This window comes from Nocardia sp. NBC_01009 (genome assembly GCF_045208035.1).
In the GTDB taxonomy this organism is placed as follows: domain Bacteria; phylum Actinomycetota; class Actinomycetes; order Mycobacteriales; family Mycobacteriaceae; genus Nocardia.
The window spans coordinates 5893670-5919283 of record NZ_CP108695.1; the positions used below are offsets into that span (position 1 = coordinate 5893670).

The 25614-nt window shown below is 64.4% G+C and carries 30 protein-coding genes and 2 pseudogenes; 16 read left to right on the forward strand and 16 right to left on the reverse strand.

Annotation, left to right across the window (positions count from 1 at the left end):
- Positions 1–122: 122 nt before the first annotated feature.
- The 4 genes from OHA42_RS26410 to OHA42_RS26425 all read right to left on the reverse strand — a co-directional run bounded on the left by OHA42_RS26410 (position 123) and on the right by OHA42_RS26425 (position 2966).
- Positions 123–434, reverse strand: a complete 312-nt coding sequence (locus OHA42_RS26410) for a hypothetical protein (RefSeq protein ID WP_406230524.1) — start codon at positions 432–434, stop codon at positions 123–125.
- Positions 434–595 carry a hypothetical protein gene (locus OHA42_RS26415; RefSeq protein ID WP_406230525.1) on the reverse strand — a complete coding sequence of 54 codons (162 nt, stop codon included), beginning with the start codon at positions 593–595 and terminating at the stop codon, positions 434–436. Before OHA42_RS26415 ends, OHA42_RS26410 begins: the two co-directional genes overlap by 1 nt.
- A gap of 334 nt (positions 596–929) precedes the next feature.
- Positions 930–1043, reverse strand: a complete 114-nt coding sequence (locus OHA42_RS26420) for a hypothetical protein (protein WP_328411988.1) — start codon at positions 1041–1043, stop codon at positions 930–932.
- A gap of 600 nt (positions 1044–1643) precedes the next feature.
- On the reverse strand, positions 1644–2966 hold the full coding sequence (locus OHA42_RS26425) for a hypothetical protein (RefSeq protein WP_406230526.1): 1323 nt from the start codon (positions 2964–2966) through the stop codon (positions 1644–1646).
- Between the two features lie 830 nt (positions 2967–3796).
- Between OHA42_RS26425 and OHA42_RS26430 the strand changes: the two genes are divergently transcribed.
- Positions 3797–4147, forward strand: a complete 351-nt coding sequence (locus OHA42_RS26430) for an HPF/RaiA family ribosome-associated protein (protein WP_406230527.1) — start codon at positions 3797–3799, stop codon at positions 4145–4147.
- A gap of 120 nt (positions 4148–4267) precedes the next feature.
- On the opposite strand, the pseudogene OHA42_RS26435 reads toward OHA42_RS26430, so the two are convergent.
- The 4 genes and pseudogenes from OHA42_RS26435 to OHA42_RS26450 form a co-directional block, all read right to left on the reverse strand.
- A pseudogene (locus OHA42_RS26435) lies at positions 4268–4477 on the reverse strand (ATP-dependent DNA ligase); the annotation flags it as partial.
- Positions 4478–4880: 403 nt separating this feature from the next.
- On the reverse strand, positions 4881–5288 hold the full coding sequence (locus OHA42_RS26440; protein WP_406230528.1) for a DUF6262 family protein: 408 nt from the start codon (positions 5286–5288) through the stop codon (positions 4881–4883).
- Positions 5278–5652 (reverse strand): hypothetical protein, encoded by a 375-nt coding sequence (locus tag OHA42_RS26445; protein WP_406230529.1) that lies wholly within the window; start codon positions 5650–5652, stop codon positions 5278–5280. Before OHA42_RS26445 ends, OHA42_RS26440 begins: the two co-directional genes overlap by 11 nt.
- A 164-nt stretch (positions 5653–5816) precedes the next feature.
- Positions 5817–6068: a GFA family protein gene (locus OHA42_RS26450; RefSeq protein WP_406230530.1), complete on the reverse strand. Its 252-nt coding sequence runs from the start codon at positions 6066–6068 to the stop codon at positions 5817–5819.
- A gap of 351 nt (positions 6069–6419) precedes the next feature.
- Here OHA42_RS26450 and OHA42_RS26455 point away from each other — a divergent pair, with 351 nt between their 5' ends.
- A complete protein-coding gene (locus OHA42_RS26455) occupies positions 6420–7028 on the forward strand; it encodes a hypothetical protein (protein WP_406230531.1) in 609 nt (202 codons plus the stop codon).
- 242 nt (positions 7029–7270) lie between these two features.
- On the opposite strand, the gene OHA42_RS26460 is transcribed toward OHA42_RS26455, so the two are convergent.
- The 3 genes from OHA42_RS26460 to OHA42_RS26470 all read right to left on the reverse strand — a co-directional run bounded on the left by OHA42_RS26460 (position 7271) and on the right by OHA42_RS26470 (position 9392).
- On the reverse strand, positions 7271–7534 hold the full coding sequence (locus OHA42_RS26460) for a GFA family protein (RefSeq protein ID WP_406239616.1): 264 nt from the start codon (positions 7532–7534) through the stop codon (positions 7271–7273).
- Positions 7535–7812: 278 nt separating this feature from the next.
- Positions 7813–8238 carry a hypothetical protein gene (locus OHA42_RS26465; RefSeq protein WP_406230532.1) on the reverse strand — a complete coding sequence of 142 codons (426 nt, stop codon included), beginning with the start codon at positions 8236–8238 and terminating at the stop codon, positions 7813–7815.
- The gene (locus tag OHA42_RS26470; protein WP_406230533.1) at positions 8235–9392 is read right to left on the reverse strand and encodes a hypothetical protein; all 1158 of its coding nucleotides are present in this window, start codon (positions 9390–9392) and stop codon (positions 8235–8237) included. The genes OHA42_RS26465 and OHA42_RS26470 overlap by 4 nt, the downstream gene beginning before the upstream one ends.
- A gap of 279 nt (positions 9393–9671) precedes the next feature.
- On the opposite strand from OHA42_RS26470, the gene OHA42_RS26475 reads away from it, so the two are divergent.
- Positions 9672–9935 carry a Mu transposase domain-containing protein gene (locus tag OHA42_RS26475; protein WP_406230534.1) on the forward strand — a complete coding sequence of 88 codons (264 nt, stop codon included), beginning with the start codon at positions 9672–9674 and terminating at the stop codon, positions 9933–9935.
- A gap of 28 nt (positions 9936–9963) precedes the next feature.
- On the opposite strand, the gene OHA42_RS26480 is transcribed toward OHA42_RS26475, so the two are convergent.
- Entirely contained in the window at positions 9964–10647 is a 684-nt protein-coding gene (locus OHA42_RS26480) for a DUF6461 domain-containing protein (RefSeq protein ID WP_406230535.1), read from the reverse strand.
- A gap of 420 nt (positions 10648–11067) precedes the next feature.
- On the opposite strand from OHA42_RS26480, the gene OHA42_RS26485 reads away from it, so the two are divergent.
- Positions 11068–11331, forward strand: coding sequence for a GFA family protein (locus tag OHA42_RS26485; protein WP_406239618.1), 264 nt, complete (start codon positions 11068–11070; stop codon positions 11329–11331).
- 518 nt (positions 11332–11849) lie between these two features.
- Positions 11850–12086 (forward strand): hypothetical protein, encoded by a 237-nt coding sequence (locus tag OHA42_RS26490; protein ID WP_406230536.1) that lies wholly within the window; start codon positions 11850–11852, stop codon positions 12084–12086.
- Positions 12087–12147: 61 nt separating this feature from the next.
- Here OHA42_RS26490 and OHA42_RS26495 read toward each other — a convergent pair whose 3' ends face one another.
- From OHA42_RS26495 to OHA42_RS26505, 3 genes are all read right to left on the reverse strand, one after another.
- Positions 12148–13161, reverse strand: a complete 1014-nt coding sequence (locus OHA42_RS26495) for a GNAT family N-acetyltransferase (RefSeq protein ID WP_406230537.1) — start codon at positions 13159–13161, stop codon at positions 12148–12150.
- Positions 13162–13233: 72 nt separating this feature from the next.
- Positions 13234–13983 carry an SGNH/GDSL hydrolase family protein gene (locus OHA42_RS26500; protein ID WP_406239620.1) on the reverse strand — a complete coding sequence of 250 codons (750 nt, stop codon included), beginning with the start codon at positions 13981–13983 and terminating at the stop codon, positions 13234–13236.
- A complete protein-coding gene (locus OHA42_RS26505) occupies positions 13983–14864 on the reverse strand; it encodes an HAD family hydrolase (protein WP_406230538.1) in 882 nt (293 codons plus the stop codon). Before OHA42_RS26505 ends, OHA42_RS26500 begins: the two co-directional genes overlap by 1 nt.
- A gap of 295 nt (positions 14865–15159) precedes the next feature.
- Between OHA42_RS26505 and purN the strand changes: the two genes are divergently transcribed.
- The 8 genes and pseudogenes from purN to OHA42_RS26545 all read left to right on the forward strand — a co-directional run bounded on the left by purN (position 15160) and on the right by OHA42_RS26545 (position 21127).
- Complete coding sequence (gene purN / locus OHA42_RS26510) at positions 15160–15738, forward strand: phosphoribosylglycinamide formyltransferase (RefSeq protein ID WP_406230539.1); 579 nt, start codon at positions 15160–15162, stop codon at positions 15736–15738.
- Between the two features lie 212 nt (positions 15739–15950).
- Positions 15951–16571, forward strand: coding sequence for a hypothetical protein (locus OHA42_RS26515; protein ID WP_406230540.1), 621 nt, complete (start codon positions 15951–15953; stop codon positions 16569–16571).
- Positions 16572–16589: 18 nt separating this feature from the next.
- Positions 16590–17066: a tyrosine-type recombinase/integrase gene (locus OHA42_RS26520; RefSeq protein WP_406230541.1), complete on the forward strand. Its 477-nt coding sequence runs from the start codon at positions 16590–16592 to the stop codon at positions 17064–17066.
- Positions 17067–17985: 919 nt separating this feature from the next.
- A complete protein-coding gene (locus OHA42_RS26525; protein WP_406230542.1) occupies positions 17986–18399 on the forward strand; it encodes a hypothetical protein in 414 nt (137 codons plus the stop codon).
- A gap of 512 nt (positions 18400–18911) precedes the next feature.
- Positions 18912–19091 (forward strand): annotated as a pseudogene (locus OHA42_RS26530) (hypothetical protein); the annotation flags it as partial.
- 112 nt (positions 19092–19203) lie between these two features.
- Positions 19204–19695, forward strand: coding sequence for a hypothetical protein (locus OHA42_RS26535; protein ID WP_406239917.1), 492 nt, complete (start codon positions 19204–19206; stop codon positions 19693–19695).
- Positions 19696–19798: 103 nt separating this feature from the next.
- Complete coding sequence (locus tag OHA42_RS26540; RefSeq protein ID WP_406230543.1) at positions 19799–20275, forward strand: hypothetical protein; 477 nt, start codon at positions 19799–19801, stop codon at positions 20273–20275.
- Between the two features lie 243 nt (positions 20276–20518).
- Complete coding sequence (locus tag OHA42_RS26545; RefSeq protein WP_406230544.1) at positions 20519–21127, forward strand: hypothetical protein; 609 nt, start codon at positions 20519–20521, stop codon at positions 21125–21127.
- A gap of 537 nt (positions 21128–21664) precedes the next feature.
- On the opposite strand, the gene OHA42_RS26550 is transcribed toward OHA42_RS26545, so the two are convergent.
- Entirely contained in the window at positions 21665–22609 is a 945-nt protein-coding gene (locus OHA42_RS26550; protein ID WP_406230545.1) for a LysR substrate-binding domain-containing protein, read from the reverse strand.
- A gap of 114 nt (positions 22610–22723) precedes the next feature.
- Between OHA42_RS26550 and OHA42_RS26555 the strand changes: the two genes are divergently transcribed.
- The 3 genes from OHA42_RS26555 to OHA42_RS26565 all read left to right on the forward strand — a co-directional run bounded on the left by OHA42_RS26555 (position 22724) and on the right by OHA42_RS26565 (position 25610).
- Positions 22724–23536, forward strand: coding sequence for an inositol monophosphatase family protein (locus OHA42_RS26555; protein WP_406230546.1), 813 nt, complete (start codon positions 22724–22726; stop codon positions 23534–23536).
- A 50-nt stretch (positions 23537–23586) separates the two neighbouring features.
- Positions 23587–24219 carry an NADPH-dependent F420 reductase gene (locus tag OHA42_RS26560; protein ID WP_406230547.1) on the forward strand — a complete coding sequence of 211 codons (633 nt, stop codon included), beginning with the start codon at positions 23587–23589 and terminating at the stop codon, positions 24217–24219.
- A gap of 929 nt (positions 24220–25148) precedes the next feature.
- Positions 25149–25610: a phage tail protein gene (locus tag OHA42_RS26565; protein ID WP_406230548.1), complete on the forward strand. Its 462-nt coding sequence runs from the start codon at positions 25149–25151 to the stop codon at positions 25608–25610.
- Positions 25611–25614: the final 4 nt, after the last annotated feature.

The window sequence follows — 25614 nt, forward strand, 5'->3', positions numbered from 1 at the left end:
CTCAGACGTTAAAACTCAAGCTAGATCCAGGATGCGCTCGGGCACCGACACCTATCCGGATGTTCGTCGGGCCGAAAGCTGAAGGGTCAAGCGGGATCTCGGGCCGGGGGCGAGATACCGAGTCAGCCGGCGGCGTGGTGGTGAGTGGCCGCGATCTGGCGCGTGGTGGGCGTGAGGTCCATGCCGTCCATCGTCGTGGTGACGTCGCGGAGTCCCTCGGATGTGCCGACTGCATCGGTGATTCGCTCGACCAGCGCCAAGAGCTGATTGCGTTGATCGAGCACCGTACGGAACTCCTCGGCGAGAGTGGAACCTCGGTCGGGGTCGCGGCCGGCCAGGCATAGTCCGCGGGCGGCCAGTGCGTCGTCGATCTCGGCCATCGTCAGCGTGCCGAAACTGCGAAGGCCCTCCAGGTCGGGCGGGGTGTAGTCCATTAGATGAGGTAGCGGGCGCGAGTCTGCACCGCTGACAGGGTTCGCCCGACACCTTTCGCGATGTCGGCGTCCGACATCCCGGCAAGGCATCCGGTGATGACGATCCGGTAGTCCTCGTCGGTCCAGTCGTGATTGTGGCGTGGAAGTTCGGTCGACGTCATGCAACACACCCCTGAAATCGGTTCGCGCAGTATCCAGTTCGATCAAATCATCTCACTGGCCGCCGACACGGCGGCGGCGAATTCGACAGGGTCGTCCGGCATCGAGCCGGGCAAGCCCCTGCGTCGCAGGGTGGTCGGTCGTAACGTGGGGTATGGGCGTGCTGTCGAGTGATATTCCGCCGGACGAGACCGGCCAGCGCCTACGCGAGATAAGGGCATGGCGCGGGCAGAGCCTCGAGGTGGTCAGCGGTCTGGCTGGGCTGTCCTAGGGGCGCGGGAGTAAATCCGCCGAATCCGGCGCTAAGGCGTGGGCGGAGGCCCTGTCAGCAACAGTTCAGGCCGCGATGTCGAAGAGGGTCAGCTCCCGCGCGGCCTGGGCGCGCAGCTCGGCGCGTTCACGGGCCTCGCAGGTCGGGCCAATACGGCGGGCGACCGAATCCGGTGACATGAGCCAACCGTGGCAGCGGCGTTCCCTGTCAAGTCTGGGTGTGTTGCCGAACCGGAGTGACGAGGGCACGCCGCCGCGATTCAGCCGCAAGGCAGCTCCGTCGCCGATGTCGGTGCCCGACCGTATGGTGGTCACGTGACCGACATCGCCCCGCTCGCTGCCTCAACCCGGGCAGTGTTCGGGGCCCCGGGTGTGCATGCTGTCGTCCGGGCCGGCCGGACGGTGCATGCGGTCAGCCTCGGGCAATGGGTCGGAGACGAAGAAGTGCCCGAGCTTCTCTGTCACACCGGTGTCTCGGGATGGTCGCCAACAGCCTTGGCGCCGACACGAGCAGATGTAACCTGCGCCCGATGCCTGCGCCGAATCGGCGCATCCACCAGTCAGCCACGGCAGCTTCTGCTGTTCGGCGAAGACGAGGCACCAACCGCCGGATAGCGAGAAGTCAGCTCGACTCGGGGTTGGTTCTGATCGCGAAACTGGGCGCCGTCTGATCGCGAAACTCGACATCATCTGTGGGACAGGGATGTTTGTGGTCACGAATTTCGACACCACTTCCAGGGTTGCGATGCAGGACGAGCGTGCTTCACCGCTGAGGTGTCCTCAGCGGTGAAGCATGATTCGAGTCGTGGCGGCTCGACGGTTGGTGTCTTCCTCGGTCAGGTCGTCAGCGATCCGACCGATTCGCTCACGGACCTCGGGAACCAACATGTTCGCGTGGGCGATGGCGATTGCCCGCGTCTCGGACTCGCAGTCGTCGAGGCATTCAACTGCCCGCTCGTCGGCGAAATCCGCTGCAAGGCTGCTCAACGCCGCGGCGCACCGTTCGCGGAGACGCGAGTAGACGGTGTTATCGAAGATCTCTTCGACAGTCGCGATACTGACGACGTTGCCCAGGCGGGCGAGCCCGTCGACAAGGTCGCACTGCTCATAGAGGTAACCGTTGCCACGGGCAACTGCCTCCACTAGAAGCTCGAGCAGCCAAGGAGCGTCGGACGTTTCGGCGATGTCAGCGATCAGAGACAGCGCCACGGACCCGGCGTAGCCGTCGAGGGCGGTGTTCGCCCTGGCCCAAGCCAGTGCTCGAGGTGAGCGTAAATTGCGAAGGCATCTCCGCACCGCGATCCGCACGCGGCGGTCCTCACTCTGGAGCATGTCCGAGGCGATGCCCAAAAGCGTTGTCTCCCAACGCTCATCGGTCAGCTCGGGCCCCGATATCGCAGTGATGAGGCCCGATTCGATTGCCGCTCGCAGCACCCGTTCGCGATGTGCCGCGGACCGTGTGGCGCGATCGAACTTCGGTCGGCTGCCTGCCGACCGAGACCCTGCGGCCGCTGCGGCGACCCGCTCGATGCGCGCGCTAGCCCGCCGCCAGTCCGGCCAAGGTGGTGCGGACAAATTTCCGAGCCAACCGATGGTGGACTGCAGCTGTTCGTCATCGGCGACCTCCAGCACGTCATCGAGTAACCCCTCGGCTTCGGGGTGGTCGATGAACGGAATCAAGGAGCCGAGCACTTGTTCGAGGTCCCGACCCGATCGCAGGTAGTGCCGCAGTTCGGTGACGCTGCCACCGACACCGCGATGGGCAAGCCGCTCGAAAACGCCTGTAGCGAGCCAGGTGTCGGTGTCTCCGCTCGCGTCCAGCGGTCCCGCAAATGCCGCGCGCAACCGAGAAAGATCGACCCTCAAGTCGACGACGAGAGTCGCGTATAACCAACTGCGTTCCTCGACCTGGTGGTCCCATCGAGGGTCGTGAACGATGCAGTCGACCACAAAGTCGCCCGCCATCGCCCGCTCCGCATGCGCCGCGCCGTAGCAAGCTCCTCGCCCACGCTGGATCATCCCGAGCAACGTGCTCGGCTCCGCCCACGATGATTCAGCGGACCCCAGGTCGTCCGCATCATCATCACGCCCGAGCACCGGCATGACGCGACCATAGACCCGCCGGGCCCGAACAGCCACCCGATTTATCGGTCCACAACCCCTCACCGTTCATACAGCACGGCTGCTCCGACCTGGCTCAGTTGCCTCCGTCGACAAGGGGTGTCGAAATTCGCGACTATGAACGAGTCGCAAACGCCGACCCGTGCTCAGATTCGCGATCAACTGACGCCAAGTTTCACGACCGAGCCACGGGGTTGAGTGGGATGACGGTGCGGCTGCTTCGTCCGGACTTCTGGGCAAGGCGATCGTTTTCGGCCGTGAGGACATTGACGATTCGTGCGAATGCTTCGACGGATTGTTTGAGCCTCGCACGCGGGACCGACACGAATGGCGCTATGCCGCTGCAGTTAGGGGGTAGGGGCGCATCCGCCAGAAATCCGGCGGTGGGCGCCATGACCGGTCGAGGGCTGGTCGACTCTGGAAACTATGCGCCACACCGGCCACGCCGAGAGCCGTCCGACAGCAAACGCCCAGTTCGATTCGCGCTACCGCCGGATTCCGCGTGGATGCTCCGCAACCTCCCTCTTCTACCGCTACCGACCTGGATGGCCATCACCGGCGCCGCCATCGCGCTCAAACCCTTCTGGAAGGCAGTACCCGTGCCGAACTCGATCGCCGCTGGGCTACCAGGAACTCCGGGGGTATCGCTTTCGCCAACAATTGGGCGACCCAGACCGCTCAGTCCGATGATCATCGGGGATTACGGTGAGTACCGAGGTAAAGGAGGAGCAGGCTACGGCGGCGGAGTCGCCGACGAACACCATCCGCCTCTGTCCGAGTAACAGTTGCCACCTACCGGAATGGATACGCACATGCAGATTCTGATCAACACCGACAGCAACATCGACAGCGGCGAAAAGCTGATCCGGCACGTCGAGGAGGAGATCGCTTCGACGCTCGAGCGCTTCAGCGACCAGATCATCAGCGTCGAAGCCCACCTCAGTGACCAGAACGCGGGTAAGGGCGGACCGGATGACAAGCGATGCGTGCTGCAGGCTCGTCCGACCGGTCAGCAGCCGGTCGCGGTGACCCACAACGCCGCGACGATCGATGACGCCTGTCGGGGCGCGGCCGAGAGCATGGCACATCTGCTTGCCAGCCGGTTCGGCCGGCTGCACGAGACAAAGGGTGGCGACTCCATCAGGCACCCGCACACGAACTGAGTCAGCAGCACCGGGTTGTTCTGTACTTGGGGTGGCCCATCGCTGCGCGGCTGGGTGCATGACAGGCATGCGACGTTGCAGCAAACCGAACGACGGTGCACCCGAGGCGGTCTGCGCGATCACCTCACCGTCGAGAATCAACACCCGGCCCCGCGCCGACTCGGCCGGCGCCGCGGCGAGCTCGGGGTAGGAGTCGGTGATCTCGCGCCTGTTTCTGCTGTACAAGCGACATGATTCGCCTTTGCACAGGGCGAGGGCGCGGACACCGTCCCATTTCATCTCGATGGCCCAGGCAGCCGCATCCGGCGGCCGCCCTGCGACGGCCAGCATCGGCGCCGGCACTGCCACCACAAAATCAGCGTATATTCAGCTACCGACTGAGGGAGGCTATCGACTCGGCGTCACGGTCACCATTCCGACTACTGTAGGTCACCGGCCGGAACGAGCGCGGTCACCAGCATCGGGAATGGGTAGCCCGCGTCCCCGACCGGGACGAGCAGCGCTTGCCCGTCCTCGCCGATGCTGTCGACCCGGAAACCGAGACCCCACCGTTGCCGATGCGCACCAAGTCGTTCTCGTACACCACGGTACGCAGACTATCCCGATCAGGCGTCCAGACTCCTCCGGCAGATGATCAGCTATCAATGCCGATCCTCTATCGACTCAGACCAAACGATATGCGATTACACGAACATAGTTTCCCCTGAGCCATAGCCGTCTTTAGGCGCTCTGATCAGGTGCTCTGCGTTATGGACGGTGTCCTGATCGCGGTGATCTGATCCGCTCTGCGTTGGCCGTGAGCCATGGCGAGCTGGGTTCGTAGTTGCTTGTTCTCTTCGGTGAGTTCCTTGATTCGTTGGTGTGCGAGTTCGAGCCGTCGTTGCCAGGATTCGTCGCTGGCGCCTGAGCGCGGAGGTTTGTTCGTTGGCGGGTTTGGGGTTGTGGTCTTGATCCGGGCGAGCAGGTCGGGCTGGGTGTAGAGCCAGGAACGAGCGACGCCCGCGGCGCGAGCCAGACCGGCGATGGTGACCGCAGCGCCCGTGGCTTCGAGGTGATCGATGACGTCGATCGCGCGGCGTCGTGCTTGCTCATGCCGGAGTTTTGCAGCTGCCTTCAGGTGATCGGTGTTGTCAGCACGCATTGTTGTTTTCTGGATCTGTTGCGGCAGATGGCGTTTCGAGGCTGGTGATGATCGTGAGGAGGTTGTCGGCGGTGCGTTGGTTCATCTCGGCCAGGCGAAGTTGTCCGCGTTCGCGGGCGCGGCCGATGATGCCGCGCGTCAGTTCGAGCTGTTCCCGGTGCTGGGGCAGGAACTCTGGGGTTGTGATGAAGACTGGGCAGGTCAAGCAGGCATCCGGTGCCCGATGCTCAACATCAACCCGAAGATGCTTTCGCGACTGGCCGAGATCGAAGACGACCTGCTCGGCCGCCGAGAGCGAGCCGAGCGAGAGGCTTGGCTCGGTGAGATCGACAGCATCGATCTCACACTGTCCTTCCTCCGGCAAAAGCGTTCGGAGACAGAACGATTGGCGCGCCTGGCCCCCGCCGGACCCACGATGATCACCTTGGAACCACCACCGCCCCGAGCAGGCTGAACGGCGATGCCTGCATGGGACAAGTCAGAGAATGACCTGTCCCATGCAGGGTGTCGATGCGCAGATTTCGCGGTTCAGCCCAGCGGGGCCAGCCACGGAACCGCGTTGTCCTTGAAGCTTTGCCGCTCAGGAATGAGGCCGCTGTGATCGTTGAGGCTGACCAGCGTGACCCCGACCAAGCCGGCCTCATCACCTTTGGATGCCACGCTCGATCCGCAGACTGGGCAGAACCCGCGGCATATCTGCGGGAACGTCTCGAACCAGGTCGGTTCCCCGCCCGGGCCGGTCCACTCGAATCCTTCCTCGGGAAAAGATACCCATGACATGACCGGGGCACCCGAAAGCCGCTGGCAGTGCTCACACGAGCACAGTTCCCTGTCAAGTGCTTCTGTTCAGCGCTAGAGCGCATGCCCGGGTCGCTGTTCAGGTGGCAACATCGGTGAACCTGGATGGATGTCGAATCAGAAGTCTGACCTTGTGAGCGTGGTTGGCGAGCGCCGCCGATCGCCGTCTCGGATCGCGCTCAACGTGGCATGGTCCGAAATCGTGCGCGTGCTGAACGCACTATTCTGCCGATGAGCGAGCTGTTATCAGGGCACGCGGGACCCGACCCCGGGGTTTCCAGCTCTGGGAAATGGATTGCCTCAAGCGAGAATGGACCGCTGATGGGAGCGGACATGGATATCGAGGAAATGCTGGACCGGCTCGGTTCGGTGATCGGGCCGCCACCCGCGGGTGGAGTGGTTCCGGTTCCGTGGGAGCTCGGGCCCGAGGCGATCGGGTTCCAGCTACCAGCGGACTATCGGGCGTTCGTCGACCGGTACGGGATGGTGAGCATCAGCAACGAGCTGCACATCTGTACGCCCTCGACGGCGCCCAGTTCCCGGATCGGGGCGCCGCCCGGTTTCGAGGGATTCCTCTCTGAAACGACGTATCCCTACGCATACTGCGCCATGCTGGCCCAGGCCTACCAGGGCGGGGACTACGACGAGTGTCCGTATCCGCTGTTCCCGGCCGAGGGCGGGCTTCTGAAGTGGGGCAACAACTGGAACTCCGACCACTTCTTCTGGCTGATGCGGGGCCCGGACCCGGACCGGTGGCCAGTCGCCGCCAAGTTCGACTCGATGCTGATGTGGGACCTGTTCGAGGGCGGCTTCCTCGAGTTCGTGCTGGCCGCGGTGACGGAGCAGTATCCGTACTATAGGGACGTTGTTCCCGGCGGGATGACGCAGGTCGGCGATGGCCGTAGCTATCGCTCTCGTGGTGACTGGTCCAAGCGGCTGTGACAGCTGAACCCGCGAACATGGTCAACAGCTATACCCGGGGCGGCTTCGGCACGGTAACTCGAGGGTCGAGTCTCCATCGGGGGTGACGTGCTTCGTTTTGCGAAACTCGCTGAAATTACACCAAACGCACTAATCTGCCGCATAGTGCGCGGTTCAAAACGGCCGCAGCGGATTCCAAATCCGATCGTGAGGTCAGGCAGGTCTGGATCTTTTCAGGGTGCGCATCACCAGAGTGGAATTGATCAGTCCTGCGCACCGACGATCGGAAGCCAGGGAACGGCGTTGGGGCGGAAGCTTTGCCGCTCGGGCACCAAACCCGTGTGGTCGTCGAGGCTCATCATTGTCACACCGACCAGCTTCGCGTCACCGTCGTCCTGGGCACCCACGGAACTCCCGCAAACACCGCAGAAGCCACGCTGGGAATCGGGGAAGGTGTTGTACCAGACCGGTTCCCCGCCGGGCCCGGTCCACTCGAACCCTTCACGGGGGAAGTCGACCCACGACATCACCGGTGCACCAGACAATTTCTGGCAATGTGTACAACTACAAAGGTGGGGAAACGACAGGTTGCCCGATGCTTGGTACCTGATGTTGCCGCACAAGCAGCCGCCAGATCGCATGGTGCACATACCCTTTCACGGGATCGTCGCTGGAAGAGAAGGGGCGACCGTCAACAGCATCTACGTTCTGCTGCCGATATCGTGTTCGTCGCTTCGGACCGTTGTCGATAGTAGATGTGGTTGTCCTCCATCACGGGAGAACTCGGATGAATCCCGCCCCGCAGTCAGGACGATCGTCCCCGATTGCTGATCGAAGGGCGTAGTGGCAGGACCGTTGCCGGTTGCGGAGTCGGTGAGTCGGCGGTGTTTTGAAGTAGGAGGACCGCGGTGGCGAGCGCGATCTGCTCGGCGTGTCGGCGGGATTCTTCCTCGGCTGTCCGTGACTGTTTCAGTGCCTTCTTCAGCTGAGCGACTTCGCCGCGCAGGCGTTTCTCGACTTCCGGCGGCTGATGGGTTTCGGCGCGAACGCGTGCGTAGAACTCCTCTTTCAGGTCGGCGTGGCGCTTCTGCAAGGCCATTCGATGGACCTCGGCCTCAATGGCCAGCGCGACCACAGTAAGGCTGCCGTCCGAGCGTTCAGGCCGGCCGGTGAGGAGCCGTTCGATCGCAGCCCGGATCCGGGTTTGCTCGTCGCTGTGCTGCTGATTCATTCGACAACCTCGCTGGCGTCCAGCGATTGGACGTCATGGGTATCCGCGAGGCTGCGGAAGCGTATGGCGCTCAGGCGCAGTCGTCTGCCCGCTGGCTCGGGCAGGTGGGCTGCCCGACGGTCCAGCACGTCGGCATACGTTCGTGCGGCACGGGCGTGGCTGTCGGTGCGCACGGCGTTGCCGCACCCGACTTGGCACGCGAATTGGTTGGGGGCTGTGGCGTTGGACGCCGGATCGCACAGTGCCATATCGCGTTTGAACGCGCAGATCAGGAAGGCCTCAGGGTTGTCGAACAACACCTGTCCGTCTCGGCTCAGGAACTTGGCTGCCGCTTTCGGCGTGGTGAGAGCGCCCTCGAAGCGGGGCAGGTGGGCGGCGGCGATCAAGGCACGGCGAGCGGCGGGGCCGGAAATCCTCTCTCCGGCCGCAGTGGCGTCCCGCAGGCGCGCGGCCGTGTCGGCGGCGGCAAGCGCGGTCTCGACGTCGAGTTCGCCGTGGAAGCCGCGCCGGGCCCGGTTGCCGTAGCCGCTGGCGGTGCGACCGTCCAACACGGTGCGCATGTGGCCGTATTGGATGGCCAGCGCCACCAAGCCGCCCGGCCTTCGGGCGATGTGCCAGGCCAGGGTCCTGCGTAGGCGACCCAGCCCGATGTTCCCGAACGGATCATCGGGAACCTGCTGGTGCGGCAGACCTTGAGCGGTGGCCTCGGCGTTGATCCATCCGATCAACTGTTCAACCCGGCGATCCAGGCTCGCGGCCCGGAGTGCCCCGTGATGCTGGCGTTGGGAGACGACGTCGTGGTGCGTCGCGCTGAACAGAAGTTCGCCCTCGGGGACCATTCGCTCGAGGATGCGGATCGCTTTGACCACCGGGGTGATCGCGACCCACGGAACATCGCGCTCCGCGCCGGCGGATACATGGTATCCGTCGATGTCACGAACGTTCTTATAGTGGTGGGCCCGGATCAGGTGCGGGCCAGTCGATCCGGGATCGGGGCAGCACCCTGATCGCAGGGTTCGGGCCTCCTGCGGCCGCATGCCCGTCAGGTACAGGATCACGACGGCCGGCGCCGTGGCCAGGTGACGCACCAAGGTCGGTGCTTCCTCGAAGTCCAGGTGCTCGCGCCACGGCCGGCCATCGATCCGGCCGGTCACCCGAACCTGCATCGGGCAGGGGCCAGGTCTGGCGCTGGACCGCGTCCGCAGCCACTACGGCATCGACGACCCGTTCTACTGCATCCCGGGCATCGAAGGGGCGCACGAGAAGGGCGGTGTCGAAGGCCAGATCGGGTACTTCCGTCGCAACCACTTCGTCCCGGTCCCGAATATTCCGTCCCTTGAGGCTCTCAACGCGAAGGTCGAGCAGTGGGACACTGAGGACCTGGGGCGCGGGCCCGCACGATCGGAGAGCATTTCCAGGCCGAGGCTCCGACATTGAAACGGTTGCCGGTCGATGAGTTCGAGACCGGGTCGTGGCTGGCCACACGGGTCGACCGGTACTCGATGGTCGCGGCGAGGACCAACAAATACAGTGTCCCGATCCGGTTCATAGGCCGGCCGGTCCGGATCCTGCTGCACGCCTCCTGGCTGGTCGTCTACGACGGCAGACCTAATGAACCCGAAGAGGTCACGATAGCGGGGCTTCGCCCCGGGACCATCGTTCGTACGTCGGCCATGAGCATCATCGCGCTGTGCTAAATCACAGTCGGAACGAACGAACCTGGCCCTATGTGGTGCCGTAGCCGGGAGGTGGCCATCGGTAGGCGATAGGTCCCACGAGCAGAGGCTGGTTCAGCATGACCGGCGTGAACGACACTCCAGTGACCTTGGCCGCCAGGGCGAAAGCTCTCGGCACGGCGATGTTGTAGTTGATGTTCCAGACAGCGTCCCAGTCGATCTCATTGTCCGAGCTATCCAGCACCATTCCCAGCTCACGCATGTAATCGTTGAGTCGGTCGGGATCGGAGCCCCAACGGTTGTGCGGGCCTTGCAATTCGTGGGCGGTAACAAGCGTGCTGTCGATTGCGTACGCGAGGCTGTGCTCGGCGTAGTCGTGGCGTGTGATCGCCAGGACCTCACATCCTCGCGACAGGTCCGCCAGCACATCGCGATCGGTCGCCCACCACCCGAACGGCTCGATGGCCACGCTCCACTCACCAGCCGGGAACACGCCCACGTGACCACCGCCGCTTCCGCCGCCGGTCTTCCCGAGGAACTCAACCATCCTGTCGTTGAGCTGTTCGAAGTCCAATTCCTGGCTGGAGTCCTCGCCATTGTTGAAGCGACGTACCACCTCCGACGGGTCGAGCCCGCGGAAGAAGGCCACACTGAAGATCACGCCCAGCGGGCCTGCTTGGCTCTCGGATGCATCGAGCCACTTGAACGGGGCCCAAGGATCGGCTGTCGTCATACAGGCCATGGTGGCAGGCCGCACCGACAATCGACCTCAGCCTCGAAAGCATCAACAAACGGGCAGACACAGATCCCCACGATTCGCCACATACTTGACGCACCACTGCTCACCGGGTGTTCTCCTGCGTCAGTTCGACCGGCAACGGACACGAGCCCTTCTGACACGCCCGGCGACCGGACACACCGACCGGGGTGGCCTCCAAATTCACGGATACATCCGCCCCGGATCGGTCCCTAGCGGTTTCCGAATTCGCGGATAAGTGGTCTCAGAATTCGTACTTACAGCCAGGCAGTCGACGGCGAGTCCACTTGCATGGTGCAGAGAAGCGGCAACATCAGGTATCAGGCATCGGGCGAACTGTCGTTTCCCCACCTTTGCAGTTGTGAACATTGCCAGAGATTGTCCGGCAGCCCGGTGATGTCGTGGGTCGACTTTCCTCGCGACGGGTTCGAGTGGACAGGACTAGGCGGAGAGCCGGTCTGGTACAACACCTTTCCCGATTCTCAGCGTGGTTTCTGCGGTATCTGCGGGAGTTCTGTCGCGGCCCAGGACGACGGTGACGCAGAACTGGTGGGCGTCACGATGATGAGCCTCGATAATCACTCCGGTTTGACGCCCGAGCGACAGAGTTTCCGTCCCAATGCTGTCGCGTGGCTTCCGATCGTCGGAGCACAAGACTGATCGTGCCCGCAGGTTGTCGAAACCGGCAGATCGTCTAGAGCGATCGACGATCGGCCGGTCTCGATCAGAGGGCCTGTGCGACTTCTGTGGCGATGGCTTGTGCGGCTTCGGCCGGGTCTGCTGCAGCGGTGATTGCGCGGCCGAGGACGAGAATGAACCACATCGATCCGCTCTACCAGGAAACGTCGAGCGGACTGGGCACACACTGGCCCCGAGTCGGAGACTGCGCGAACTCGCCGCAGACGGTGCTTTGTATGTCACTGCCGGCCGCGGCAGAGATTTACTACAAGGCCCTGGAGGGTCTCCGCCGTCGTCGAGCCCCAACACCTGCTCGCGCAGCTGCGTGAGCAAGGCTTACTGCTGTCCGTCGTGGCAGAGCGCGTGCTGCGGTTCACCCCGCCGCTCACTCTGACCGCTGACGAGCTCGAATGGGGCCTCGATACGCTGCACTCCGTACTGCGCCGATACCGACAAGGCACCGACCCGAGTGCCCAGCACCCCGTAGAGGATGAATGCCTGTGAAGATCCTCGTCGTTGGTCCCGGAGGCCGTGAGCACGCCATCGCCAAGGCGCTCTGGCGCGAGTTGGGATCGGCTCGTTGCTACTTCAGCCTGGACACCTGCTGTGCGGTGCGACTGCTCCAGCAGTCGGCCAAGACTCAACGTGGGAAGACATCTATGGAGGGGTCGGGAATGCAGTCCTTCAAGGACAATACCGTGGCGTGGTTGCCCGTTATCGAGACCGTGTCTTCATGAGCGGCGTCACCGCGCCGAGAGGCACGCAGCATCCAGGCGGTCGATGCCTGGCTCACATGCATCAGAGCGGCGTGGGTAGACGCAGGTACCGGGTACCCCGGTCCTCGAACATGCCCCGGTAGAACCTTGCCACCGAAGTATCGGCGGCGACCGCAACGTGCGGAATGTCGTGCTGCTGCGTCCATTCGACAAGCCGAGCAACCATGCGTGAACCGATCCCCTGTCCCTGCGCTGCTGGTTCGACAACAACGTCGACAACGAGCCCGTAAAGACCGTCACCGACGAGTCGGCTCATACCGACAGTTCGCCCGTCCGGGTCTTGGGCAACGAGTCCAAATAGGCTCGCCACCAGCGCGGACGCGCAGGCATCCTCGGGCGGACACTTCCATCCCACAAGACGGCGAAGCAGAAGATACTCGTCGACTGTAGGAAGCCTTTCCACGAGAGTCGTAGGGCCAGTCACGTGCGCCCCGAGATGGGCGACTGGTGTGCAGTACGTCTGGCTGTGCGCCCACCGGCGCATCCGCGCATCGATCTCGTCGAAGTATGTCGACTTGGCGCGGGTGTAGTCGTCGTAGTCGGGATCTGCGGCGTGCTGTGTGGCCAGCCCGCACTTGTATACGGCGTAGTCCCGCGCTTCGTCGGGGTGCGCCCGCAGCCAATCCCGAAAGAGGACAACGAACTTGGCGAACGGGGAGTCGAGCCTGCGAATGTGCAGGATGGCCGGCTCTTCTGGCGAATGGAACAGGCGCTTGTCGTACAGCTCAGGTGACGCTGCACTGTCCCGGCGTGGGATGTCGCGGTACACACCGGGCGAGTCCGGCCGCGCGCCGGAGGCCGGCATGAACCCTGTCGGTGCGAGGACGGTGGCGAGTTCGGCCAGCCTTGGTAGCACGGGCAGACACACTTGCAGATCGACGATCGGCTTGGCCACCAAGCCGGGAACTGCGGTTGATCCGATGTGGTCGAACACGTACACCTCGGAATGGGGCCAATCACCAATCGCCGCACGTACGTTGTCCAACAGCCGATCCGCACGGATCGGCCACGAAGGGTCGTAGTCGACAATCTTCATATGTCCCACCCTCTCCTCGGGATACGCGGTTGGTGGCCTGGTCCCCGTATCTTGGTGCGAGGACACGATCCTTCAGGCCCCACCTCGTGCCAGCTCCTCCACCACCAACGAGGCGATCAGTTCCACACCGAGATCCGGTGACGGATGAAGACCATCCGCATGCCACAAGCTGCGCGCGCTCGGCCGAGCGGGCAGTTCCAGCGACCAGCCGCTCAGAAGTCCGGCGGCCCTGATGAACTCCTGCCACATGTCGATGAAGACTGCCCCGGCATTGGCCGCGCACTCCGCGGCGGACTCGTTGTACCGCACCAATTCTCGATTGGCCGCTACGACATCCAGATCGGCCTCGGCGTCGGAACTCCACCCGATCGGCGGTACGCCTATGCACACCAGCCGTGCCGCGCGACGTTTCAGGCACCGCAACATCTCCCGGTAGTTGGCCGTGAATTCCTCGATCGCCACCGCCTCGTCGACGCGCCGCTGAAATTGTCGGAGAACATCATTCGTCGCAACTTCGCAGGCCGCGACGCCGTAGACCCTGTCGCCTGTGCGCTGAGCGCAGGCCAGCACATCACGGGACGTCGCTCCTCCTGAACCGTGATTCATGATCCGAAATACCTTGTGCGGGAATCTGATTTGCAGTGCAATGGACACGCGATGAACGTAGCCTCGGCATTCGACGCCCTCGACCATCACCGATTCCCCACCCCTCGGCAAGTTGGCCTGATCAACTAGCCGAGAGCTAACGCCCGCTGGATGCTCCGTCAAACTAGTGCCCCAAAACCCCAGCGTGACCTGTTCACCCACGCCTTCAGTTTCCATCAGTGATCGGGCTCTGAAGGCGGGAACCAGTGAGCCAACACTGTGGCCACCCCGTCTTCGGTCACCGGCGGGCACACCTCATCCGCAGCCGCTTGAACCACCGCTGGCGCCTGTCCCATCGCTACCCCCCATCCTGCCCAGCGGAGCATCTCCATGTCGTTGGTGCCGTCTCCGACGGCGAGGGTGCGACCGATGGGAACACCGAGTTCGGCGCGTAATAACTCCAATGCCGACGCCTTGCTGACTCCGACCGCGGTCAGGTCGAGGAATGACTCTCCTGGGTACACCCAGCATTTCAATCCGGGAAGCGCGAACCCCGCGAGCGCCGCCACGAGTTCCTCGGTGGTGTGGTCCGGCCAGTGCGCCGCCAAACGGGTCGTGGGTTGCAAGGCCAGTTCGGCGACATCGACCTCCCGAACCGTGCCGAAGAAGGTTTCCGAGTCCGATACCGGGCCGGTGACTCGCACGCCAACACCCGGATCCTCCGCCACGAACACCGCACCCGGAAGCCGATTCTGAAGGTCGGCGACGACGGCGGGGAGCGGAAACAGGTACTGGTGGACTACCGCGCCGGTCGCGGCATCAACCACTATCGCACCGTTGGAGCAGACCGCATACCCGACACGAATATCGAGTTCACGCAAGAACGGCAGAGTGGCGGGAGCGAGCCGCCCCGTGCACAACACCACATACGAGTTGGCCCGCTGTACCGCCCTGACCGCCGAACGCACCGCAACGGTGATGGTCGCGTGGGCGGCGCGGTCAGTGTGGCTTCCGTCGTTGCACAGCGTTCCGTCGACGTCTAACGCGACCAGAAGAGGAGTTTCCGGACGAACCGAGCCTTGGCCAGAGCCCGACACCGGAGAGGATTCAAGCCGCACCGCTAAGTTGTAGCAGTTACACCGTTGCGCCTCACCGAATCTCGTCAACCTGGGCTACTTGCCGCATATCCGAGGCCACCACGACTCAGGGCGCCAGACCTGCGCCTCGCAGGGGCAGCGCCATCGTCACAATCATTGAGGCCGGGTGTGTCCGGTGTGGGCGACTGCGGGGTGTGACGACGAAGTTCATGACGGGCGTAGAACGCAATTGCCCTGCCCCTGCTGCGCCGTCATAACTCCTACCGGCCAAGCTACCCACCCCGGGCGACAATCGGCTGTGGAAGACTATCGGCCCATGCCCAAGCTCCGCGTCGGTGTCCTGGTCTCGCACAACGGCTCCAACCTGCGCGCGCTGCACCGGGTACCACTGCAAACCGACGCGCAGTTCGAAATAGTGGCTGTGATCAGCAACAACAGTCGCTCGCTCGGGCTGGCGTATGCCCGCGAGAACGAGATTCCGACCCGCCATCTGTCGGGCAAGACCCATCCCGATCCCGACCAACTCGACGACGCCGTCCGCGCCATGTTCGTCGAGCACTCGGTCGAATTGGTCGTCACGGCCGGCTATATGAAGAAGCTCGGCCCGCGGACCCTCAAGGAGTTCGCACCCCGAATCGTCAACGTGCACCCCGCACTTTTACCGCTTTTCGGCGGCACTCAGATGTTCGGCGCCCGCGTTCACCAGGCTGTTCTCGATGCCGGGGCCAAGGTCAGCGGCCCGTCTGTCCATCTGGTCGAAGACGAATACGACACCGGCGAGGTCATCGCCCAACTCGAGGTCCCGGTCCTCGCCGACGACACCGTCGACACACTCGCTGCCCGTGTGCTGGCCGCCGAGCACACGCTGCTGCCTCTGCTCGTGCAGCACGATTAGTGCCCACGCGAACGGCGTCCGCGACATCCGTACCAATCCGGAAAACATTCTGTGGCGAACAGATATTGATGCATACGTTCGCCACGCATATGGCCACACCGACGGCGGTCGGCTGTGATGTTGATCGGTTCGTAGTTCGGAAAGTTCGCCACCGGGACGGCCGACTCTCGCACTGGATCTTCACACCGACCGGGGAGGTGCATCGGACGTCGTTGGCAGTGCTGACCCGGTACGGGACCTCGACTCAGGAGACCTATGCCTACAGCCTGGTCGACCATCTGAACTGGCTGCACGTGAACAACCGCAGCCCGGACACCATCGCGTTCGACGACTTGCGCCGCTACATGAACGGCGCTACCGGGCAAGCTGACGGCGTCTACGGATTGGCCTGGCGACGGCCGGATCAAAAGCCGCTCGGCACTTCGGCGGCAGGTAACGTCGCGACGGTGGTGAAGGCTTACTACCTTTCCCTGCAGGCGTCGGGAAATGTCAGGGCGGACCTGATCGAGGCCCTGACCTCGGGCCGTAGCTTCACTCGGCATGGTCGGGCCGGTCGGACAGTCGAGTCGAATCCCCTTGCCCCGCACACAGGTTCGCGGCGGCCAAGGTTCCTGCCCGACGAGGTCGTGCAGGCGTTGTTCGAGCCTGGCGTGCTCACAACCGCCCGGGACGTCATGATCGTCACCTGGCTGCACGACGGCGGCCTGCGGGTCGGCGGCCTCTGCGGGCTGCGGTTCTGCGACCTGCACCTGATTCGGCATCACCCGTGTGGGCAGCGCGCGGACCCGCACGTTCACGTCGTCGGCCGCGACGACAATCCAAACGGGGCGTGAGCGAAATCGTATGTCCCCGTGGAGCCGAGCCAGGACGGCTACACCGTGGACGGGGTGATCCGGGCGGTCAGCGACGACATGATCAGCACTTTCTATGCCTATCTACTCGATGAGTACGGCCCGACCCAGCATCTGGTCGACCACGAGCAGATCCTCGTCCATACCGGCGGCGCTACACCGGGCGCTGCGCTGCGCACCGATGGGGTCCGCAAGATGCTCGGGCGCGCATGCCACCGCGCCCACCTGGACATGCGCGTGCTCCCGCATTCGTTTCGGCACAAGGCCGCCGCCGGACTATATGCTGCATCAGATTTCAACGCCGAGCTGGTGGCGCAAGAGTTCGGGTGGTCCAGTCCGGCCATGGTCACCGACGTCTACGGAAAGTCGGCCAACCGGCACGCGATGAAGTATCTGCAGCAGGCGTGGGAGGCCACCGCGCGCCCACCGTCAGAGCCCTGGCTGGCACCGCCCCGACCGAGCGAGGGCGACTCGTGATGGTACCGGCAGCGTCGCACGAACCCGTTGTCTCCACCGCGAGCGACTACCTGGAGTTGAACCCGGACCGGCGCTACGCCATCATCAGCCAGCAGTTCCCGAACTGGCTGTTGGCCGAACCGATCGAGTTCCCGCCTCATCACGACACCTACGGATGGGCATGTCGCGTCGAGAGGTGTGATGGCACCCTGGGCGGGACCGCGACCCAGCAGCTGTGTGTCAACCACGCCAAGATCTACCTCGAGGTCAAGCACACCCTCGGCATCGACGACTTCCTGGCCCGCGCCGAGCCAATCCGCGCTCTGCGGTTCGGTTGGGCGCTGACTCGACTGGCGACATGCGCCGTCCGCGGGTGTCCGCGCGAGGTCGGAACATGTCGATACTGCTACAGCCACGGTGGTTCGTTCAGTCGTGCACGCCGACGGGAGGGGTTCACCGAAATCGATTGGGCTGCAGGCCAGAAGCCGCTGCAGGCGCTGAGGGAGTGCTGGATCAGCGGCTGCGTTCATGACGCATCAGCAAGCCGGGTCGTCGGCAGCGCGAGGAGGCAGATCTGCCACAGTCACGCTCAGCAGTTCAATCGCTGGCTCGAAGCGTGTGGCAAAGCACCACGCGAGTGGGGCGAGTTCCTGGAATCTCGCCGCGTTGTCGAATCGTTGTCACCACCGAGCATTCGCGGACAACTGTCGCTGGCCAAGCTTCCCGCCAGTCTTCAACAGGAGGTGCGCTACGCCCTTCATCGGCACGCCAACACTGCGCGTCGCTCGCAGTGGCGTCCCGCTGAACTTCAACATGTGGTCGATGCGCTGACAGCGGCGGGGGTGCAGTCTCTCACCGATCCAGAGATTGCGGAGCTGATTCCCGGGCGCGAGATCCGCAGCCGACAGCCCGCGCGGCGGATCTGGCTGGACGTGCCTGCGTGCGCAGCCTCACCATCTCGGCTGAATCCGCCAAAGACGCAGGCTGGTTCGATCCGATCCTGCTGGGAGCTTCGCCGTTCCACGACACTCAAGGACCCCGCCGCAAACCGTGGGACCTCACGGTCGTCACACAGCGATGGCTGCGAGACCTGCTCTGGGAGCACCTGTCCGACGAGGCGCTAAAGCCGACAGGCAAACGTCCATGCGACGCCACGATCGTCAACCGGATTGCCGGCATCACTTTGCTGTCGCAGACGCTGGAGCAAAACCGCACCGATCACGGGATGCATCCGGAACGGATCGGTAAAGCCGACGCGGAAATGCTCAGACAGACCTGGGCTCTGTGGTTTCGCGAGCAGACCCGCTGCCCCTCAGTGGTGCAGACAACAAACCACGCGTGCTCACCGAGGTGACTCGGCACGTCTTCAGCTCCAGCCTTCGGGCGGTCTTGCGGTCGGCACGTGAACTCGGCCGGACTGCCACAGAGCTGGACCCCTTCATCCTCAGTCTGCCCGAATTTCCCAGGGCCGCAATCAATCCGCGGCCCCGCCCACTCAGCGATGACGACTTTCAGTTGCTGGTCAGCCCGAAGAGCCTTCAGGCTCTCGACGCTCTCGATGTCGAAGACCTCGGGTTCTCCGACCTCTGGCTCGCACAAGCGTTTCAGGGCGGCCGGATCAGCGAGACGCTCGGACTGCGGCTGGGCTGTATCGGTCTCGTCGGCGCCGCGCAGCCCTACCTCTGGCGCGACATCGCCAAAGTTGGGGTGGTCGACTACGGAATGCCCTGCTACCTGCCGGTTTATGAACGCTTCCTGCGACGCCGGGCGATCACACTCGCCAAGCTTCGGTTGCGGTATCGCGATCAACTCGAAGAGCTTGACGGCCGTAGCCGAGCTCGGCTGGAAGCGAGGTGGGATCGCGAAATGCCGTTGTTCCCTCGATCGACGTTGAATCCTGACCTAACGCTGGAGATTACCCAGAACTCGTTCCGAGATCTCTGGACCGGATGGTTCCAAGGACTCGGGCTGAAGCCCATCACCACGCACCAGACGCGGGCGACGCTGGCCACGTCATTGTTGAACAACGGCGCACCCCCGGCCCTGGTCCGGCAGCTGCTCGGGCACTTCTCCGAGGAAGCGCTGGCACACTACGCCAACTACAACAACGACACCCTGACGCGGCATCTGCAACAAGTCTGGACCGCGGGGCCCCGGCATGGACAGGCCCGGCACCATCCTGCTGCGCCCCACCGAACTCAAAGCAGACAACCCCGCCGCGGCGGCGGCTCGGATCGATCTGACGGTGGTGCCGGTCGAGCATGGTCTCTGTCGTTACGGTCCAGTGGTCGGCGGCTCGCAATGCCCGTGGGGAAAGAACTGCAGCGATGGACCGAACGGGCCCTGCGAGCATTTCGTGCTCACCGGTGCCGACCTGGCCTACTGGGAACGCAAACGCGACGCCGCGGTCCACTTCGCCGAAGGAGCGCCCAGCGATGAGGCCCGTGATTACATCCTCGGCCAATGGGAGCCTTGGGAACCTGTCCTGACCGGTCTGCGCCAGGCCCTGGCCGATCTCGGCCTGCTCGAGGGCGCCGAGAAGCTCGATCTTCGAACTCCGGTCCACGACTACTTCGATCCCCTGTTCTCCACCGGATGGCAAATGCGCCAACTGAATTCGAGTAGCCAGCCCCCTGAAGGCGATATCTAGGAGACGAAACCCGTTGGCACCCAACACTCGCCGTCGTCCCGTCGAGATGATCGAGCAACGCTCCCGCACCAGTGCCGACTGCGAGAAACGCGTCCGCCGAGCCTTGGCCAAGCTGACCAGGGCCGGTGTCCCCTTCACCATCGAGAACGTCTGCGACCTCGCCGGCGTCGGCAAGACATTCATCTACGACAGGCGCCGCCCTGCACTCACCAAGGTTGTTCTGGCCGCCCGCGATGCTTCCCAGGCTGTCAGCACCAAGCGAGCCGAGCAGACTCTAGACGCGGAGACCGCGTCCTGGCGCGAACGTTCCCTCAACGCCGAAGCGGTCATACGATCATTGCGGGCCACGATCAGGGATCGCGACGACCGGATCAGCGACCTGACCGGACAGCTCTACGACCCCGAAGGCAACCACCTGATCGACGAAAACGCCAAGCTGCGGCAGCTTCTCACCACACTTAACGAGAATCTCACCGAGGCCCGAACCGAGAACCGCACCCTACGGCGTTCCCTCGATGGCGCACGCGCCAACGTCAAACGCGAACGCGATCGCAACGTCACGCAACTCTTCTGCCAGTGACTGTCGCCTGCCAGGGGGTGGTGGGACCACCACGTTGTCAGCCGTAAGACCACCGACAGCATGTGATGCACTGTGAGAACAGGTTCCAGATCCGTTAGGCGCACCGATCATGACGCGGCAGCAGAACGACCGGTAATGCCGATGAGCGAGCTGCTATCACAGCGTGCGGGACCTGACTCCGGGATTTCCAGCTCTGGGAAATGGATGGCTTGCGGCGAGAATGGACCGCTGATGAGAGCGGACATGGATATCGAGGAAATGCTGGACAGGCTCGGCTCGGTGATCGGGTCACCGCCCGCGGGTGGAGTTGTTCCGGTTCCGTGGGAACTCGGCCCCGAGATGATGGGTTTTCAACTGCCTGCGGACTATCGGGCGTTCGTCGACCGGTACGGGATGGTGAGCATCAGCAACGAGCTGCACATCTACGCACCCTCGGCAGCGCCTAGTTCCCATATCGGGGAGCCGCCCGGTTTCGAGGGATTCCTGTACAACACCACGGACCCCTACGGATACTGCGCCATGCTGGCCCAGGCCTACCAGGGCGGGGACTACGACGAGTGCCCCTATCTGCTGTTCCCGGCCGAGGGTGGGCTTTTGAAGTGGGGCAACAACTACAACTCCGACCACTTCTTCTGGCTGATGCGGGGCCCGGACCCGGACCGGTGGCCGGTCGCCGCCAAGTTCGACGCGAGGATGATGTGGGACGTGTTCGAGGGCGGCTTCCTCGAGTTCGTGTTGGCAGCGGTGACCGAACAGTATCCGTACCACGGGGCAGTCCTTCCCGGAGGGATGACGCCGGTCGGCGATGGCCGTGGTTACCGCCCTCGAGGCGACTGGTCCAAGCAGCTGTGAAAGCTGAAACCGCGAAAGTGGTGAACAGCCATTCCCGGGGAGTCTCGGCGTGGTGACCTGAGGATCTCGTTTCCATCGGAGGTGGCGTCCTACGGCGGCTACGTGCCCAGGATGCATTCGCCAGGCTGACTTCAGTCAGGACGAGTGAGCGGTAATGCCGCGTGGCGCGCGTTCTCGAACGTCCGCAACTGCCGATGTGCGAGTGAAAGCAATCGCTGGACAACAGCGGCTCGCTCGCGCCGTTGGCGCCGATCAGAATGAGTCCGTCGAGCCCACTCCGATATCTGCGGCCGTCATTTGGAACTCGTCCATGAGCTCGAACAGGATCTATAGGGCGGGTGGGTTCTTGGACAGCTGCGCTGCCGAACCGCCGAGGATCGACCTCCGTGAGAGGCTCCAGGCCCGGCCCCGCCTGGGTGCGTACGCGACTTACGACGTCGTTTCGACGTGAGATTGGGAGTCGCACGCTCGCACGAATTGGTGATGTTCATGAGAACGGGAGTCAGCTTGCCGCAGGCTTTCCCCTGGGCGTACCGATCACTTTCCGGTTCGGTTGGTGAGGGGCTGTGGAGAGGCGGTCGGTGGTGTGAATAGTGCCTGGATGGTTTGGGTGGCCAGCTCTCGCAGCCAGCTGTGGGCGCGGTCGTTGTCGTAGCGCTGGTGCCACAGCAGGTACAGGGGTATGTCGGGCAGCGGGAGTGGCGGCGGCAGTGTGGCCAGGCCGAGTTGTTCCCGGGCCGTGCGGGTGACCGCGTCCGGGAGGGTAACGACCAGGTCGGTGTCGAGGGCAAGTTGCAGGGCGAAGGCGGCGGTGGGCCCGGCGGCGACGACGCGTCGCTCGAGGCCGTGCGTGGTCAGGGCGTCGTCGATCGGGTCGCGCAGTCTTCCGCGTCGCGAAACGATGAGGTGCTCGGCGGCTACGTAGCGCGCGAGGCTGAGCGGGCCTTCAGTGAGCGGGTGGCCCGGTCGGACGGCGACGACCAGCCGGTCGCTGCCGACGAGACGGTGGCGGATGTCGGGCAGCGTCGGAGTGCTGGAGCTTGATTCGAGGTCGACCTCACCGCGGCGCAGCTCGGCGTCGTCGGTCCCGGGTTCGGCGGACAGGCGCAGCCGGACACCGGGGGCCTGGCGGTGGACGGCGGTGATCAGCGCAGCGCCGCACGCGGCGGTCAGGGCGTCGTGCCAGCGCACGGTGAACACCCGGTCCAGAGCCGCCAGGTCGAGGTCGGGCTGCGCGGACAGAAGTTGGTGGGCCTGCTGCACGAGAGTGTGGACCTCGGCGCGCATGGCCAGCGCGCGGGTGGTGGGGACCATGCTGCGGCCGGTGCGGACCAGGATCTGGTCTCCGGTGGCCTTGCGGATGCGGCCCAGCGAGCGGCTCATCGCCGGTGCGGTGACGTGCAGGCGTGCTGCCGCGCCGGCGACGCTGCCCTCTTCCAGCAGGGCATCCAGGGCCGTGAGCAGGTTCAAATCCAATTGCATGACAGTAACTCTACAAGTGAAAAGCATGCACTTGTTGTTAACGATCGGGCGGCCTACCTTCGAAATGCGGGGCGAGACAACTGCCCCGCTTCGACCGATCACAGGGAGCCCACCATGAGCACAGCCACACCTTTCGCCGCCGGTACGACGCTGCTGTCCGACGTGACAGCTGCGGTGCAGACCGCCGGCGTCACGCTGCGCGACCGCTACACCTCGCACGCCCGGGGCGTGAGTTTGGCTGAGGTCGTAGGCGAGATCCACGCCAACGACGACGCGGTGCTGGACGTGCTGCGGGAACCGCTGCTGTGGGCCCGCCCGGGGTCGCAGTGGGCCGAGCACGAACTGGCCGGCGGCGCGCTCCCGCCCGGGGAGTGGTGGGTCGTCGACCCCGCTGAGGGCAACATCAACCACGTCCACGGCATGGACGACTGGGCCGTCACCGCCACCCTGGTCGGCGACAACCAGCCGGTGCTCACCGTCGTCCACCTGCCGTTGACCGGCGACACCTACACCGCGGTCGCCGGTGGCGGTGCCCGCCTCAACGACCGACCCCTGAAGGTGTCCGCCAAAACCGACCTGGGCGCCGCGCTCATCGGTACCGGCCAGGCCAAGCCCGGCGAGGACGAGCGCACCTTCCGGCGGATCGGTGACTCCGTCACCGCCATGCTGATCAACGGCCTGGTCGTGCGCGTGTCCGTGCCCGCCACGATGCAACTCATCCACGTCGCCGCCGGACGCATGGACGCGTTCTGGCAGTTCTCCGACGTCCGCTCCGGCCTGGTCGCCGGCGCCCTGCTGGTCGCCGAGGCCGGAGGCACCGTCACCGACTTGACGGGCGAACCCTGGAACACCGGCAGCCGCGACTTCCTGGCCGCCGCCCCCGGCATCCACTCCGCCACCCTCGAGGTCCTCGCACCGATCGCCTGACCGGAAGTCTCCGCTCTTCCCACCCCGAATACCGCAAGGAGCATCACCGCATGTCCACCATCGGCATCCTGGGCGCCGGCCGCGTCGGCACCAACCTCGCCGGCAAGCTCTCCGCAGCCGGACACCACGTCACCCTCGGCGGCCGGGGCCCCGAAGGCCCCGCCGGGCTCGACCCGCGGATCACCCGCGCCGACCAGCGCACCACTGCCCGCACCACGGACATCGTGATCAACGCGACGCCCGGCGACAGCTCCCTGGACCGGCTCACCGTCCTGCGCACCGAACTCGCCGGCAAGATCCTCATCGACGTCTCCAACGCCACCCGCGACGACGCTGACGGCCTGCCCGGCGTCCTGTGCTATCCCGGCAGCAGCCTCGCCGAGAAGCTCCAGGCCGCGCTCCCCGACACCCATGTGGTCAAGACCCTCAACACCATGCTTTTCATGGTCATGACCGCTCCCGCATCCCTGGCCAACCCACCGACCGCCTATCTCTCGGGCGATGACCAACACGCGAAGAGGACCGTCACCGGCCTACTCGGCGACCTGGGCTGGCAACCCGAATGGATCGAGGACCTCGGCGACATCACCACAGCCCGCGCCACCGAGGCCATGATCCTGGTCGTGCCCCACATCCTGCGCCGACACGGCGTCAAGCCCTTCGCCGTCTCCCTCGCCCGCTGACCCACCAAGACCAGGTTCAGATCAAACCTAGGTAGCGGGCTCGTGCGAGGCGGCTGGCGTGAATGAAAGCGTGATCGAGTCGCACCGGCCCGTCTCCGCCAGCCAGGACCTGTTCCAGCTCGCCGACTCTGCCGATTCAGGCCGCGCACCAAACATCCTGAAATGTCGCTGGGCGCGCGTTGGTCGATCGTCCAGATCTGTTGGTCGACATGGCTTCCCAACGCGCGCAGTCGGCCGATGCCGTTGCAGCCCTCGATCGCCCAGACCCGATCGGTGTATTGCTTTGCGGTGGTGAGCATTTCGGTGTAGCCGGCGTTGTCGGTGCCGTATCGGCCCGTGGCCAGTATCGTGCTGGTGGGGTCGATGATCTCGATCGTGGCTGAGCGTTTGTGCGGGTCCATTCCGATTATGACTGCCACCTGTGGTGTCCTTCCGGTCTCGGCGTGTGAGGTCCGTGCGGGAAGGCACCGCTACTTCGAGCTGGGCAAACCCCTCTTCAGCCATTCCCGGCACGGCACCCGGCGAGAGGCAAGCCATGTGAGAGCCACACCAATGATGCTGGTGGGCAGCCGCTTATAGAGCTTCTCGCCGGGTACCTGGACCCGATCCTGGCCGGGATAAGGTCCTGGCACCAGTGTTAAGTAGCCGCCTATCGCGCGTTCGGCGGACGAGACCGGCTGCGGCTCGAGACGTCCCATAATGCCGCGTGGCGCGCGTTCGGCCGACCTTGGAGACCAAGCCGGGGGCGGGCCCTCGTGACGCTACTGGTGCGTCAGCCGCTGAGACGGAGGACTCATCGGCCGCGGCGAGGGCATCGCGCCACGAGCTCCCGCGTCGGCTACCTTCGTTACCAGCGAATACGTTGAATCCATCCCTCGGTGGACGATGTCCGACGCCACCGACCGGACGCGAACACGGAGGAATTGGTCATGCCCTATGCCGTGGACTTCGACACCGTAGCGACCGTCGGCCTGGAGTCGTCGCCGGTCGCGGCCGCACTCGCCGGCCTGCGGGCGAACGAGGCTCGGTACTTCAAGAACAAGTACGGCCACGTCTTCACGGTCGAGCCCGCGAGCAACGCCACGTCGACGATCGACTGGGTGAATCGGATCCTCAAGGAAGAACGCGGCATCGTCATCGCCTCTCGGCCGCTCGAAGCGACCGCATTTCAGGTCGAGAACATTCGGATCGCCTACGTCTTCTACGAGAACGGGCTGTCGATCAACGTGATGTACGCCGTCGACGACTCCAGGAAACGGGCGGTCGGGTTCAAGCTCTCCGATGGAATGGAAGTCCCCGCGGAACTCGCCTCGTTCAAGTTCGCTCGCCAGAAGTCGAAGCTTGCCGGAACTATCCGCGGCTCCTACTTCGTCATCAAGAACGAGTACTGACCCG

Bases quoted from the DNA above. Each gene is read 5' to 3' on its own strand.
- OHA42_RS26410 (WP_406230524.1), bottom strand. From the start codon at position 434: ATGGACTACACCCCGCCCGACCTGGAGGGCCTTCGCAGTTTCGGCACG.
- OHA42_RS26415 (WP_406230525.1), bottom strand. From the start codon at position 595: ATGACGTCGACCGAACTTCCACGCCACAATCACGACTGGACCGACGAG.
- OHA42_RS26420 (WP_328411988.1), bottom strand. From the start codon at position 1,043: ATGTCACCGGATTCGGTCGCCCGCCGTATTGGCCCGACCTGCGAGGCC.
- OHA42_RS26425 (WP_406230526.1), bottom strand. From the start codon at position 2,966: ATGCCGGTGCTCGGGCGTGATGATGATGCGGACGACCTGGGGTCCGCT.
- OHA42_RS26430 (WP_406230527.1), top strand. From the start codon at position 3,797: ATGCAGATTCTGATCAACACCGACAGCAACATCGACAGCGGCGAAAAG.
- OHA42_RS26440 (WP_406230528.1), bottom strand. From the start codon at position 5,288: ATGCGTGCTGACAACACCGATCACCTGAAGGCAGCTGCAAAACTCCGG.
- OHA42_RS26450 (WP_406230530.1), bottom strand. From the start codon at position 6,068: ATGTCATGGGTATCTTTTCCCGAGGAAGGATTCGAGTGGACCGGCCCG.
- OHA42_RS26455 (WP_406230531.1), top strand. From the start codon at position 6,420: ATGGATATCGAGGAAATGCTGGACCGGCTCGGTTCGGTGATCGGGCCG.
- OHA42_RS26460 (WP_406239616.1), bottom strand. From the start codon at position 7,534: ATGTCGTGGGTCGACTTCCCCCGTGAAGGGTTCGAGTGGACCGGGCCC.
- OHA42_RS26465 (WP_406230532.1), bottom strand. From the start codon at position 8,238: ATGAATCAGCAGCACAGCGACGAGCAAACCCGGATCCGGGCTGCGATC.
- OHA42_RS26480 (WP_406230535.1), bottom strand. From the start codon at position 10,647: ATGACGACAGCCGATCCTTGGGCCCCGTTCAAGTGGCTCGATGCATCC.
- OHA42_RS26485 (WP_406239618.1), top strand. From the start codon at position 11,068: ATGTCGTGGGTCGACTTTCCTCGCGACGGGTTCGAGTGGACAGGACTA.
- OHA42_RS26495 (WP_406230537.1), bottom strand. From the start codon at position 13,161: ATGAAGATTGTCGACTACGACCCTTCGTGGCCGATCCGTGCGGATCGG.
- OHA42_RS26500 (WP_406239620.1), bottom strand. From the start codon at position 13,983: ATGGAAACTGAAGGCGTGGGTGAACAGGTCACGCTGGGGTTTTGGGGC.
- purN (WP_406230539.1), top strand. From the start codon at position 15,160: ATGCCCAAGCTCCGCGTCGGTGTCCTGGTCTCGCACAACGGCTCCAAC.
- OHA42_RS26535 (WP_406239917.1), top strand. From the start codon at position 19,204: ATGGACAGGCCCGGCACCATCCTGCTGCGCCCCACCGAACTCAAAGCA.
- OHA42_RS26545 (WP_406230544.1), top strand. From the start codon at position 20,519: ATGGATATCGAGGAAATGCTGGACAGGCTCGGCTCGGTGATCGGGTCA.
- OHA42_RS26550 (WP_406230545.1), bottom strand. From the start codon at position 22,609: ATGCAATTGGATTTGAACCTGCTCACGGCCCTGGATGCCCTGCTGGAA.
- OHA42_RS26555 (WP_406230546.1), top strand. From the start codon at position 22,724: ATGAGCACAGCCACACCTTTCGCCGCCGGTACGACGCTGCTGTCCGAC.
- OHA42_RS26560 (WP_406230547.1), top strand. From the start codon at position 23,587: ATGTCCACCATCGGCATCCTGGGCGCCGGCCGCGTCGGCACCAACCTC.
- OHA42_RS26565 (WP_406230548.1), top strand. From the start codon at position 25,149: ATGCCCTATGCCGTGGACTTCGACACCGTAGCGACCGTCGGCCTGGAG.